This is a genomic window from Pseudomonas sp. P129, from assembly GCF_020312195.1.
GTDB lineage: Bacteria > Pseudomonadota > Gammaproteobacteria > Pseudomonadales > Pseudomonadaceae > Aquipseudomonas > Aquipseudomonas fragariae.
Map to the genome: position 1 here is coordinate 894,154 of NZ_JAGPYS010000001.1, position 14,250 is coordinate 908,403.

At 51.2% G+C, this 14,250-nt stretch carries 8 protein-coding genes and 1 pseudogene; 8 read left to right on the top strand and 1 reads right to left on the bottom strand.

Translation table 11 applies throughout. The features are described from left to right. Positions 1-195: 195 nt before the first annotated feature. The 7 genes and pseudogenes from KBY02_RS03910 (at position 196) to KBY02_RS03935 (ending at position 11,566) form a co-directional block, all read left to right on the top strand. A complete protein-coding gene (locus KBY02_RS03910) occupies positions 196-1,650 on the top strand; it encodes a toxin-antitoxin system YwqK family antitoxin (RefSeq protein ID WP_225649857.1) in 1,455 nt (484 codons plus the stop codon). Between the two features lie 155 nt (positions 1,651-1,805). Further along, positions 1,806-2,390, top strand: coding sequence for a hypothetical protein (locus KBY02_RS03915; RefSeq protein ID WP_225649859.1), 585 nt, complete (start codon positions 1,806-1,808; stop codon positions 2,388-2,390). A gap of 461 nt (positions 2,391-2,851) precedes the next feature. After that, complete coding sequence (locus tag KBY02_RS03920) at positions 2,852-7,843, top strand: AAA domain-containing protein (RefSeq protein ID WP_225649867.1); 4,992 nt, start codon at positions 2,852-2,854, stop codon at positions 7,841-7,843. Beyond that, complete coding sequence (locus KBY02_RS03925; protein WP_225649869.1) at positions 7,836-9,359, top strand: hypothetical protein; 1,524 nt, start codon at positions 7,836-7,838, stop codon at positions 9,357-9,359. The genes KBY02_RS03920 and KBY02_RS03925 overlap by 8 nt, the downstream gene beginning before the upstream one ends. Positions 9,360-9,465: 106 nt before the next feature. After that, positions 9,466-10,443 (top strand): annotated as a pseudogene (locus KBY02_RS03930) (IS5 family transposase). A 450-nt stretch (positions 10,444-10,893) separates the two neighbouring features. After that, entirely contained in the window at positions 10,894-11,076 is a 183-nt protein-coding gene (locus KBY02_RS26355) for a DUF7002 family protein (RefSeq protein ID WP_412548783.1), read from the top strand. A gap of 28 nt (positions 11,077-11,104) precedes the next feature. Continuing rightward, on the top strand, positions 11,105-11,566 hold the full coding sequence (locus KBY02_RS03935; protein WP_225649871.1) for an NUDIX hydrolase: 462 nt from the start codon (positions 11,105-11,107) through the stop codon (positions 11,564-11,566). A 133-nt stretch (positions 11,567-11,699) separates the two neighbouring features. Here the strand turns inward: KBY02_RS03935 and KBY02_RS03940 are convergent, their stop codons facing one another. Beyond that, positions 11,700-12,974, bottom strand: a complete 1,275-nt coding sequence (locus tag KBY02_RS03940; RefSeq protein ID WP_104684473.1) for a mechanosensitive ion channel family protein — start codon at positions 12,972-12,974, stop codon at positions 11,700-11,702. A 159-nt stretch (positions 12,975-13,133) separates the two neighbouring features. On the opposite strand from KBY02_RS03940, the gene KBY02_RS03945 reads away from it, so the two are divergent. Beyond that, positions 13,134-14,246 (top strand): XAC2610-related protein, encoded by a 1,113-nt coding sequence (locus KBY02_RS03945; protein WP_152092203.1) that lies wholly within the window; start codon positions 13,134-13,136, stop codon positions 14,244-14,246. Positions 14,247-14,250: the final 4 nt, after the last annotated feature.

Genomic DNA, 14,250 nt, shown 5'->3' on the forward strand with positions numbered 1-14,250 from the left:
CGAGAGAGTGGCCGTTCTTTGCTGTGCCGACTCTACGGGACAGGCGCGCACGATCATTTTTACTCAAGGTTTCGATGATGCTGACGTTAAGGAACGGTACGCAGAGCGTTCCAGAGGGAGCCAAGCTGCGCAAACTCGGGACTTATAAGCCCCAGCACGGCCAGAGGGCCGTCGCATACCAAACAGGAGTTTCAGGTGAGTTTTATCGCAGGTCGAGCTTTCGCGATTGGTGCCATTGGATTGGCCACCCTCAGCCTCACTGGCTGCAACGAAGAAATTGACGCCCGTCAAACCAAAGAAATACAAGGCCTCTTGTATAAGATACACGCCGAAGATCCGTTCACTGGTCGTGTCACGAATTATCCCATTTCAGTTCTTGGGCTCTTCAATGTCGGCACATGCATTGTTGACTTCAAAAAAGGGCTTCCCGATGGTGAAATGACGTGTGCCGACAACGCAGGCACCGTAGTCGGTACCGGTGAATTCAAAGCAGGTAAGAAGGACGGGAAGGCCGAGCGCTTCGATCCCAAGACCAACAAAAAGGTAGTCGTTGAGCACTGGAAAAATGGTCGGCAATATGGCGTTCAGGAGCAGTACGACGCTCAGACCGGTGAGAAAACTCTAGAGGCCAGCTACACCGAAGGCCGTAAGGACGGTCGTGAACGTGCTTGGGATAGTGCAGGTAAGGAAAAAATTGCAGACCTCGAATGGAAGAACGGTTTGCAAAGCGGCTTCGACAACAGAGGCACCCAGCATCGCAATTACGCCAATGGTAAGAAGCAAGGCCTGCAGCAGGATTACAGCATCGATAGTAATCGGTGGTACCTGGCCAGCGAGAACAACTACGACAATGATTTAATGGATGGCGTCCAGAAGGAAATGGATGCTCGGGGTAATGTCACAGAGCTTAGTGTTTTCGAACACGACCAGATTCTCTCTCGTACCCAAGATAAGTACAGCTACACCGGAGCGCACGTACATCACTACACCGGTCTCGCGATCATTCCAGATGCAAATCGCTACATGGCAAGTGACCTCAGCAAAGATGGCGTTGAGCAGTATTGGGACGATCAAGGTCACCTGATCCGTGAACTGCAATGGAGCAAGGGCACTCTACAGAGCGCGGTGGCGACGGTCTGGGCTGGCAACAAGCAGGACAGCCAGTTCCAAGGTGTAGGCGTTCGCACAACGCTACCAACCCAGAGCGTAGTCAAGCATGGGCAGGAGAGGGTGCTCGGCGATAAAGGTGAGCTGCAGGCCGTTATCTTCTGGAACGACGGAAGACCTACTCAAATCCTCGCCGCCTTGGCTCCGAGCTTAATCGCTCAGTATCCGGGGAAAATGGCTCTTGTTGATAATGACCGCTACGGAAGCGGCGTAACCAGCATCCCTGACTTTGAAGAAGCTAGTCGCTTTTCAGGAGATGGATTGCGAGGAGAAAACCTGCAATTGGTTGACATCCCTGCTCCTAGCCAGACATCAGCCGTCGGGGCAACACTTGTCTCCTCAGAGCCAACTGTTTCAATACCAGGTATCGGTGGAGATTCCGACGGCTGCGTTCAGCAGAGGGTTGATGCGGTTCACGCAGAAGATCCCGACGCGTTGATCCGTGCGGATATGCTCGAAGAATTTGAACAGGAATGTAAGTAATCTTGTGTCTCTGCTTTACGACACTTGCCAGAGGTGTCGCTATTGCCTTGCTATGGATTTTCAGGCGCATGTCAATAGATTAGAAGGTGGTTGCAGAGTGCTGAATTATTTCGTGAAAAAAAGCGCCGATAGGCTTTAGGTTATTTCATTTATGTGTGAATACCAGTGCTCTTTTGCCTGTAGATATGGTTTTATATACGCCAAACGAGGTGGAATTTAAGGGGGATATTGCTGACTCTACGAAAGGAGATTTTTTTCACGTGTCGCTCATTTTGACGAATTCGAGTTCATTAGTGTATGAAACGCTCCATACTGGTGAGGACGGTGCCTATATAAAAAATGAGAATTTTTCGTTTGGCGTCGTGCCTGATGGGGTTTTTATAGTTCGTGCCAAGATTAAAGTAAGCGTCCGATTATCTATGCGCAGGCGAAAGAATTGGCCGGCACACCTTATGGTAGTGCAAGCTTGTTTGATGTTGGTTTTGGCTGCTTGGGATAGAAAATGCCTACAAAACAAAAGTTTCATTTTTCGGCTGTTCAGTCAAAAAATATCAAAAAGAATCATAAGTTTTTTCAATCAAAAGGGGGCATTAAATATCTGTTCAGGTCTTACCTTGGACGTCTTATCTAAGAGCATGCTTGGAGGTCAGAAGCTTTTTAAAGAGTCTCCTGTAGTGTTGAGTCAAATGAGTCCGAATTGTATTTATTTCGAGGCTGTCTTGGATAGGGGGGATGTTTGAAATATTTTGTTTGAGCCCCATGTCGTCTATACAGGTGGAGCGGCGAAAGAAAAACTTTATTCGAGCGGGACTTTGTCTGTTTAATAAAATCAGTACTAAAGTTCCCTAGCTGATGGTGTCAAGATGGTGAGTACCTGCGAGGGTCACCTTCGCTACTCTTGACGTCCGATCAAACTACAATTAGGAATGCCAACTACTTGTAGTGCATCTCGGATGCGGAGAATTGATGGCGGCCTTTCCCGTGATGCAGAGCTGTCTGGAAACGCGTTTGAGATCAAAATCAGACACCGGTTGCCTCCTAGGAGTTTTTTGAGCCGCGTCAGACCATGCTTAACGTGGCCCGAGTTCTCGCCCATAGTTTCGAGAGCACCATGTACGTTATTTCACCATACGTTTCGCTTTTTCAACTTGTTCGATAGCAACGGTGATAAGCTCAGTAGCTCATAGGAAGGAGCCAGCAGATGAAATTGATAGTAATAGGCAAAAATGGATTGCATCCGAGAGAGGCCTATGCTGTAAGTCAGATGGAGAAAAGCTTTCAATCTAGCTGGCAAGCCTATTCATCGCTGGTGATGACCGATGAGCAGGGCTCCATGGAGATTGATTTGCTGATCATCACCAGTGACCGTATTTTGCTGGTAGAGATTAAGGACTGGAACGGCAAACTCACCAGCTATCGTGGTGAGTGGCGGGTCAACGAGAAATCTCGAGGCAAAAGCCCCTTCACCATCAAGAAGGAGCATGCCCTGCGTATTAGCAAGCTGCTGGGCAATCAGCTTCGCAGTAAAATCGGTTATGGCCCGATGGTCGAGGCGCATGTGGTACTGTCCGGTTCAGCCACTCCCGAACAGCTACCGGCAAACGAAGCACGCTATGTGCATAGCCTCGACACTTTCCTGAAGATCTGCAAACCTGTCGTTTACAGTCAGATTTGCACTCAGCCTGAAAAATCTCATGAGGCTTTTTTCGAGCGTTACAACCACCCGCGTCCCAATTCATCCATAGCACTTAAAGAAATCGACCACTTTTTTTGCAACAGCAAAGGATATGTGCAGTCCAAGCGCCTTAAAGTTGCCCATTATGTTTCCGATGATGAACTTGAATACGAGCACAATAATGGCTTGTTCAAAGAGTTTATTGGTAAAAACCCCAGCATGGAAAAAGACATTGGCTTGCTACGTCAATGGGATTTTTTAAAGCTGGGTACGGGGCTGGCATTTACTGAAACTTGGAGCCGTATTCTCACCCGCGAGCACGTCATACATTGCCGCGCACGTACCGAAAATAGCCGACTTGAACAGTTCATGCTGCGGCCTGCAGTTGGTCTAGACCCGGAGGACATTCAGACCGATTATGCCGAAGCTTTTGAGCTTAGGCACAACATGAAGCGCTTTGATCGTTACTTAAATCAAAACGGGCCCACTTGGACAATGGATCAACGTGCTGACCACGTACGAGCCTTGTTGATACCATTTGCAGAGCTGCACGGTATGGGCATCGCTCACCGCGACGTGGATTGCCACAATTTGTGGTATGCAACGGATAATGCAACTATTGTGACCTCGGGTTACTACGCCTCATTTATTCCCGAACAAACCACAGTCAAAGACATCCGGGCGCTGCTTAAAAGCACTCAGTTGCAATTACCCGAAGATGTGTTCAGCGGAGCGGGCGACATTCTCGATCCCTTTCGCGTGGACGTATTTCTACTAGGCCAGATCGCTCACCGCATTTGCTTTGTGGATAAACGATTGGAGCGCGAGGAACAGATTTCAGTCTGGCGTCCGCACGTCAGCGGTGATCCGTTTAATGGCCAGTTGGATGAGTTTTTCGCCAAGGCTCTGGATTGGGATGCAGCCAATCGCTATAAAGATGCCGGAGAGATGCTGGCGAACTTCAACAGCCTGACGGACGATCACGAGCATACTTACGATGACTCTCAGGAAGTAATTGAAGCGCTCACTAGTGGTAACTTCATCAAACGGCAGGTGAGCGCGCTGCATCTGACGCAGATGTTCCCACAGGTCCCTGGTGAATCGATCAGCTTTGGTTCAACTATTCGTTATCGCTATCAAGATGGCGATGCAATCGGCCTTATCAAGTTCTGGCAAAACGTTTTCGCCTCACCCAAGGATCCCGGCACAAATCGTCGCATTTTGCGGTTGCGAAAACGTATTGAACAAACTCTGAATGCCGACCTGCCTATTGCACAGGTGCGTGACTATGGGTTGTTGGAAGGTGGTGGTTTTTACATTGCCACTCGCTATGAGCCAGGTGAAACATGGTCGCTATTTGTCGAGAATATGAGATCAGCTGGCGAGAAGTTACGAGTTGCCCACCGTTTGTGCGATGCAATGCTGGCCCTTCATCAACAGGATGTCTACCACGGTGACCTGCACCCTGAGAATGTTATTTTCAAAGGAGAGGATCAAGGCGTTAGTAAATTAGATCGCACGCTGGTCCTTATAGATGTGTTGGATTACGGGGGGGAGTCCGAGCCCTACAATGTCAGCTATGGCCCAAGCAATCCGGCTAGCACCGATGGTTATGGGCGAGATCGCTTTGCGGTTTATCGTATGGTCGAGGAGCTTTTTGGTGATGATCTCCCTGCACCTATCGCTGAAGAGTTGGAGCGCGCCAAACAGCAATCAGACCAAGTACCTCTATCATTGAAGCCACTGCTCGAAGCCATTGTTGTGGCTAACCAGCCCGTCGAAGAAGCGGTTGCTAGTGACTTAGGAAGAACTTTTAATCTGGCTTTTTTACTTAGCGATTTGCCTCTAGAGAAAGAGCTGCTCAGCAAGGATGAATGTGGTTATTTCGTCAGGGCGCGGGAAGCCCGCGAACCAAATTGGCTCAGGTTCTTCATTACCGGTATCGATACACGCATAACCTTGACAGTTGATCTGATGGCCAAGCAGATCAAATACGCAAACGTCACACGCAACATTAGCCTGAGCGATTACATCAGTGCCCGCAAAGAAGCGCAACATCGAATTACGGAGAATATTTTTGTAGTGCGCGGTGAGCCGAAAAAAGTATTTCCCGATCCATTTGTGGACTATCTATTGGGTATCGACGCTGTAATTGACCTGATGATCAAGCAGTCGCCAAACAAGGGATATGATGAAATCGAATACGATATCGACCCTGAAGACTGCTGCACAGTTACACCTAGGCAAATCTGGAACACATTACTCAACACTGAGGGCGATTATCTACTCCGCCTCGAAGTGGCTGAAGGTGCGATCCAAGAAAATAGCGAGGGTTACCTCCTGATCCCCTATACAGCTAACTCACAAAGCTGGCTGGATAACTTTGATAGGGGCGACACGGTTCATGTGACGCTTGGGAGTGATGAACATAGCTTTGGTTCGCTGGTGCTTGGTGAGATACTCTCCGACACTCTGGTGGTCAAACCCAGTCGTGGAGGAATGATTCGACGGCTTGCGCCCGGCAATGAAATAACCCTAGAGTCTCTACGTACAAAATCCAGTCGAGATCGCCGGACTAAAGCGTTGGAACGAGTGTTGGATGGAAGCTCGAAAATTGCTCGACTACCGGATTATTTCGACAAGAGCGCCAACATAGCCTCAGGTCCTATGGGCGACGTACCGGATGAGGCAAAGATCCGCTCCCGTTATGACAACCTCCATGGCAGCTCCGAATACTTTAACGAGCGGCAGCTTGACGCGTTCCAACGTGTCATTACCGAAGGACCGATTAGCGTGCTGCAAGGTCCACCGGGCACGGGAAAGACTGCATTTGTCAGCAAGCTGATTCACTATCTTTACGAAAACGATCTGGCCAAGAACATCCTGCTGGTTGGGCAATCCAATGCTACAGTCGATAACGTTGCTCTCAAAGCCCGCGAGCTTTGTATGGCGATGAGCACGCCTTTAACAGTCGTGCGCTTGGGCAATGAGAGCTCGATCGACAGTAAACTGTTGCACGCTCATCCCAGCTCCATCCAGCGAAAGATCCAGAACAAGTTTCACCGTGAGTATGATCTACGCATCAATGCTCTAGCCTCGCGCTTAATGCTCAGCCAAGGCTTTGTATCCACCTTATCTAGCCTACACCGTACTCTGCATCCGCTGATGGCCAATCTGCGTACACTAAAAGCTCAACTCCAAAAGATTGAACACTTGGGAACGCAAAGCAGCCTGGCTGAAAAATTCGAGTCTTTTTGCGATCAGGCTGATGTGACTGTTCTGCGCATTGTACAGATCGTAGACAGCTATCAATTCAGCTTCGAAACCCCTGATGCCCATGACCCAGGGTTCTGGGAGCTTCTTAGCAAGGAAGTTGCTCGCGAAAATGACATTACTGATTTAGTCAGTTTAAAACGCCTGAGTCAGCTGATCATCCTTAGCCAGGAGTGGATCGACGTGCTGGCCAGTGGCGATGCCAATTACGACCGCTTCCTAGTCAAAACTTCGCAGCTCGTATGCGGCACACTGGTGGGTATGGGTTCAAAAAATCTTGCCATAAATGAATCTGAATTCGACTGGGTTATTGTTGATGAGGCGGGTCGTGCGCAAGCTTCCGAGCTGATGATTGCATTACAGTCTGCCAAACGTGTATTGCTAGTAGGTGACCATCGCCAACTTCCACCGCATTACGATAAACGTCACCTTAAAGCTGTATCTCATGAGCTTAATGTTCAGATTGGTGAAGTGGCAAAAACTGACTTTGAGCGCGCTTTTTATGTAAATAACGGTATTGCCCTCGACACTCAGTATCGAATGGTTAAGCCAATTAGCGATATCATTTCGACTTGCTTCTATGCCGACGAGTCCGGAGTGGGTGGCCTTAAAACTGGCCGGGCTGACTCGCCGCAGTGGTTCCATGCGCTGTCTTATCCATTGAACTACCCCGTAACGTGGATCGACAGTGGTGTTGGCACTAAGCGCACTGGTGAAGACAGCAAAGGCCGTCGTGGCTTTTTGAATCAGCACGAGTGCGAAGTGATCTTGCATCTGATCAAACTATTGTGCAGTCCAAATACACTGAGCAATCTCAAACAATTCGTAACTGATGAAAAGCCCTACCCCATTGGGGTAATCACTATGTACCAGCAGCAGAAGGCGCTTCTCCAAGCAGAGTTGAGCAAAGCGGAATGGGCTGCAGATATTCGAGAACTGATAAAAATCGATACTGTAGACTCTTATCAAGGGCAGGAAAATCGGCTGATTTTCCTCAGTTTGGTGCGTGATAACGACAAGGAAAATCAAGGCTTCCTGGGCGATACGCCACGCATTAACGTTGCCTTGTCCCGTGCGCAAGAGCGTTTAGTCGTGGTGGGGGCACGCGCCATGTGGCGAAGTAGCAACTCTGACTCTGCGCTGGCCAAGGTGCTTAGCTTTGTCGAAACCCAAGCCCAGGAACAATCTGAAAAATATCTTGTTGTCGATGGCACCAGCGTCATAGAGAGCACTCAGCATGCATGAACTAGATGAATTAGAAACACCCTATGAGCTGCGGCTTGGTAACGTGATTTCGCTGCTAATCCCTGTGCGCCCCTATACCATGCATTGTGCTTGGACGCAGGAGGTGCCGCTACCAGCAATTGAAGAGTTTACTTGTCGTCTCCTAGTCTTACTTGATGAGGTCTTACCGGGCGATATTAGGGAGTATTTCGGACTGAGCCAGCGCGAATGCGAAATGCTAATCGAGGGATTGGTGCAGAATCGCTTGGCTATGTATACCGATTCAGGTCATTTAATACCCTCTTCGATACTGCGCAACAAATCTCAGGGCAGCCCTGAGGTACTTCCCAGTCTCACCCGCTACGAAGAGCGCGTCGAGACGCCACTTCTTGATCTGCTGACACTGAACATAATTGCTCCACGTAAGCCAAGGCGGTATCGCCTTGGCTTACCGTTTCTGGAAGTGGCTAATGAGTATAAGAACCTAGGCCAGCGGGAGGTCATTGAGGCTTTTGGTCAGCAGTACCATGCTTATCTAGAGCTGCAACAACGAAGCGAGCGCGAAATTCGAAAAAGCCGTCTGTATAAAATTAGCAGCTGTGAAGCGGGCGATGTCGACCAAGTCGCCATCGATGTGTCCATTTCTCTTGAGTGGACGCCAAGCGGTCCCTTGCGCGTCATCAAAACCGCAGAGGACAAAGCAAATAGCCGCCGACCATTGACCATTGAAATGGAAGCCAAAATTTCTGACTTCCTCAATGAACAATCGATTCCCGAGCACGGCGTGTCTTTTACAACCTACTGCGAGTTAGTAAATGATGAGGTGCTGGCGCGCCATATCCAGCGTGGCGCTCTAGATTTCAACGCGTGGCTCAAAGCTAGGAATGACAAAAAAACTGGCTATGGCACCCCCTTGACCAAAGCATTGGTCGGGCCGATTTATTTAGAAAAAAATCGACGCATGATCGAGAGCTTTATCCGTGATCAGGCCAGGCTTTGGTCGGAAGATGCAACCCATACCGCGCTTTGGCTGGCCAGCTCTGTTCCGTTATGGGCTGCGAACGGACAGCTACTAAGTGATTTTGTCTATCGCATTGAGCCGCTACTTAGCGCCTCTCGAGAAGGTACGGGACATGTCTGCGCACTGCTGCACAATGAACTTCGTGATAACCATTCGAAATTCTGGTCGCGCATCCCTAATGGAGTCGAGTTCTCGGGGCCTCCACTAGAAGATCGTATGGAGATATTCTTGATCCCAGGGCAGTTGGCAGTGGTCCAATACCACTGTCAACCTAGTACCGATAGCGCCATTACTGTGCCAATTGGCTACATCACCATTGAGGGCGAACGCCTCGCCCACATCGAGTCACTACTTAAAACACGTTTGTCAGGTCGTCAGACGCCGAAACTGAGGTGGCCTTCCAAAGATCGCACCTTGGATCAGCTTTTTGATATAGAGCGCTTTATGAATATGGAGCAAGCAAGAGACTCTCGGACACCTACGATTCTCTTCAAGCCGAAACGGCGCGAGTACTGAGTAACTGAGATCGGGCAAGGATGCCTTCGTCTTAAGGGGAACTCTGAAAAAGACTTCCAAATCTGGTGAAATACGCCAGTCCCAAGCACTGAACGGTTGAGTCCCGATGAAGCAGATGTCCTTCGCTGACGCCGAATACGCTGGCAAACGCAAACAAACCCGGCGTGAACGCTTTCTGATCGAGGTGGATCAGGTCGTGCCCTGAAATGGCTTGGTCAAACTGATCGAGCCACACTATCCAAAGGGCGAAGGTGGTCGCCCTGCCTATCCGTTGATGGCGATGTTGCGGGTTCATCTGATGCAAAACTGGTTCGGTTACAGCGATCCGGCGATGGAAGAATCGCTCTACGAAACCACAATTCTGCGACAGTTTGCAGGACTGCACCTGGATCGGATTCCGGACGAAACCACGATCCTTAATTTCCGCCGACTGCTGGAGAAACATGAGCTGGCCGGTGGGATTTTGCAGGTCATCAATGGCTATTTGGGCGACCGTGGTTTGTTGCTGCGCCAAGGCATCGTGGTCGATGCAACGATTATTCATGCGCCGAGTTCGACCAAGAACAAGGACGGAAAACGTGACCCTGAAATGCACCAGACGAAGAAAGGAAATCAATATTTCTTCGGGATGAAAGCGCACATCGGTGTCGATGCCGAATCCGGTTTGGTGCATAGCGTTGTGGGCACGGCGGCGAATGTAGCTGACGTAACTCAGGTCGACCAGTTACTGCACGGAGAAGAAACTTACGTCTCTGGCGACGCGGGCTATACCGGTGTCGAAAAGCGTCCCGAGCATCAAAATCGCCAAATGATATGGTCGATTGCAGCGCGGCCCAGCAGTTATAAAAAGCATGCAAAGAAAAGTCTGATCGGGCGCATGCGTCGCAAAATCGAATACGCGAAAGCTCAACTGCGAGCCAAGGTTGAGCATCCGTTTCGAGTGATCAAGCGCCAGTTTGGTTATACGAAAGTACGCTTCCGAGGCCTGCTGAAAAACACTGCGCAGCAGACCACGCTGTTTGCTCTGTCCAATCTGTGGATGATGCGAAAACGACTGCTGAATACGGGAGAGGTGCGCCTGTAATGTGGACAGTTGAGCTAAAAAGCGCTTATCCGAAGAAAGAAGAAAGAAGAAAAAAGAGGAGTTGGGCGAGGGAAAGGTCTGATTTTCGATTGAAACGACGTTTTTTGAAACCTTGAAGCAACGGGTGGGTTAAAAAGTCCGCCTACTTCAGACCTTCCTGAGTTGTGTGTGCTGAGATAACAATTATTGCAAAGAGTGCGATCGCGGACGCGGCTATTGATCCTAGAAAATGCTCGATAAGGCTCTGATTATCAAAACTAAGCGTCCTGAATAGATCGTTGATTGTGGGCTCTAATCGAAATCGACTGGCAGGGGCCAGAACTGAGCATACAAAGGTGGCGACCATAGCCAACCAAAACAGCTTGCTAGGAAAATCTGATGAAGGCAACTCAAACTTCCTAAATTAAGCCAAGGTGACTATGGAATACAGTCATTCTAAGCACCATGCCTATGCCCCATCGTCGCGGCAAAGAGATCTTCCGCCGAATTCCAGATTATCCTGTAAAGCGTTCAGGTAAACCGGCCAAGCCTGTGGTGGAACTTGTCGTGGACTACGCAGTGCCCGATATCGTGGACTATGTAGTCGAGGTTCGACGGATGAGGGGCAGCGAAGTCTTGGACGTCATCTTGTAGCGGTCATTCATGCAGAGGGGTTGAGGGGGTGCCTATACGCCGTTTCGCTTCTCGCATTCTGTTGATCAATCCATCTCATCAGATCCTTCTTTTTAAGATCCGCTACCAAAGCGGCGCTTTAGCGGGTCTGACCTACTGGGCCACGCCTGGCGGAAAGCTCAGGGGCAACGAGTCTTTTGAGCAGGCGGCTGCGCGCGAGCTTGAGGAGGAAACCGGGATTACTGTTCAGTCAGTGGGCGCTTGCATAGACCGCAGGGAGTTCCTATGGAAAATGCCTAATGGCGAGACTGTGCTTGCGGTTGAAAACTACTACACGGTGAGGACGGCTACCCATGAACTCTCGCCCGTCAAATGGAGCGAAGCTGAACGTGATGTTATTTGTGAAGTGAAGTGGTGGTCAGCGAGGGATTTGGATCAATGCTACGAAAAGATTTTCCCGGCTGATCTTTCGAGTCTGCTTGCCGAGACGCTGAGAATGAGGGACGGATAGCTCGGCAGGTCTTACGAAGATGCTAGCTATTACGCAGCCTTCAGACTGCGTAATACTCTAGAAGTCAGCCGATTTGATAATACAGTTTCTTAGTCAGCAAAACTTAGAACCGCACATGTTTTCCACCTGAGTTCTATACGGACAAAGGGCCGACCGACTCCCCCCTCAACCCCACCCGCATATCCGCCCCACTAGGCTGCTGATACAAACTCAACCCGAACTCCGGCATCACCGTAATCAGATAATCGAAAATATCCCCCTGTATCCGCTCGTAATCCACCCACACCGTGGTGCGGGTGAAGCAGTAGATTTCCAGCGGGATGCCCTGTGACGTGGGTTCGAGCTGGCGAACCATGCAGGTCATGTTCGGGTTGATGTCGACGTGGCTTTTCAGGTACGCCAGGGCGTAGGCGCGGAAGGTGCCGATGTTGGTCATGCGTCGTCGGTTGGCGGACATTTGTGCGACGTTGCCTTGTGCCTGGTTCCAGGCCAGCAGTTCGGCCTGTTTGCGGCCGATGTAGTCGGTGAGCAGGTGGATTTGCATGAGCTGCTGTTCTTCGTCGTCGCGCACGAAGCGCACGCCGCTGGCGTCGATGAACAGGCTGCGCTTGATGCGCCGTCCGCCTGATTGCTGCATGCCGCGCCAGTTGCGGAACGACTCGGACATCAGGCGCCAAGTCGGGATGGAGACGATGGTTTTGTCGAAGTTCTGCACCTTGACTGTGTGCAGGGTGATGTCCACCACGTCGCCATCTGCGCCGACTTGCGGCATTTCGATCCAGTCGCCGACGCGCAGCATGTCGTTGCTGGTCAGTTGCACACTGGCGACGAAGGAGAGCAGGGTGTCTTTGTAGACCAACAGGATGACCGCCGACATGGCGCCGAGGCCGGACAGCAGTAGCAGGGGCGAACGGTCGATCAGGGTGGCGACGATGATGATCCCGGCGAAGACGTACAGGATCATCTTCGACAGTTGCACGTAACCCTTGATGGAGCGCGTGCGGGCGTGTTCGGTGCGCGCATAGATGTCCAGCAGGGCATTGAGCAGGGTGCCGATGGCTAATGTCATGAACAGGATGGTGAACGCCATGGCGATGTTGCCGATCACGTTCCGGCCCGCAGTACTCAGGCCCGGGACCAGGGTGAGGCCGAACTGAATGACCAGCGACGGCACCATCTGCGCCAGTCGGTGAAAGACCTTGTTGTGGCGGAAGTCATTGACCCAATGCAGGGACGGCTGACGGCCGAGCATCCTGACGGCGTACAGCACCAGAAAGCGCGCCACGCGGCCAAGCACCAGTGCCGCGGTCAGCAAGAGGATCAGGGCCAGCCCGGTGCGTACCCACGGGTGCTGATCGAGCATGTCCCAGAGTTCCTGGGTCTTGAGCCAAAGCGAGTGAATATCCATAAAAGCATCGGGCCCGTTGAGCGAAGAGGGGGGCGTGATTAGAACATTTACCGGGTCGGACGGGGCGGCCTGTGAGCACGAAGTGCACGTTGGGCAATGATTTCAAATTGTATCAATTGCTGAAGTAGACTCATCGCTCATTATCAGAGGAGTTGCGTCTTGCACCTATCCATCGTTCAACGCTGTGCGTCACGTCTCGGGTTGCAGGCCTTGTGGGTACTGGTCGGCCTGGCCTCGTCGACACTGGTCAGTGCCGCCGGTGCGTTACCGACCTACGGGGAAATGGATGCAGCAGGGTTCGCGGGCGCTCCCCGAGAGAGCTACACCCTGCAGGATTTTTCCGATAAATACCGTGCGACGCTGGATATTTCCGCCAAAGACGATGTGTTTCGTCCCGGCGTCATCAACGTGTACGACAAGGCCAGCGGTGCGGCCTTGATCCGCGTGCAGTCCGATGAACTGGTGCTTGGCACTGACCCCAAAACCGGCAAGGTCAAAACCAATGTGCACGAGTTGCCCTATGGCGAACAAAGCGTACTGATCTATCAGGATTTCAACTTCGATGGCATCAAGGATCTGGCCTTGATGGACGGGCAGAACAGCTGTTACCACGGCCCCTCGTATCAGGTCTTTCTCGGCACGGCAGATGGTTTTCGGCACAGCGATTCGTTTACCCAACTGGCGCAAAACAACTGCGGCCTGTTCAGCGTGGATGAGAAAGCCCGCAAGATCGAGACTATGACCAAGGACGGTTGCTGCTGGCACCAGACGTCTACGTATAGCATCCGTAATGGCGAGCCGGTTCTTGAAACGCAGACGGTCCTTGACCATACCGGCGGGTCGGGGTTGCCGACTGAAACAGTCAGTCGCAATCAGAATGGCAAGATGACGCACACCACCCGCATTGTCTGGGAGGAAGACCAGCAGCGTGAAATTCTCCTGTCGTTCAGGCTCGCGCCGTCTGGCAAGCGCATTGTGTTGTTCCGCTCAGGGGACGCAAGCCCGTTGTTCTACGCGGCCGTGGACAGCAAGAATCAGGTCGGGCTGCTGTTTCCCCAGGCTGAAGGTGAGCAACTGAAGTACGACGCTGCCAGTCACGTATTGAGCTTCGTGCGCGGCGACACCGTTTACCGGATCGTGGGTGACGCAAAGGGTGCGCCCACCGCCATGCAGGTGGTGGTGCGTGGCAAAACCACCGAGCTGAAACTGCTTGCCGAGCCTGCTCAAGGTTCGCTGAACAAGGTCGCGGATGCGTTGAAAGCCGCGCAGTAATCAG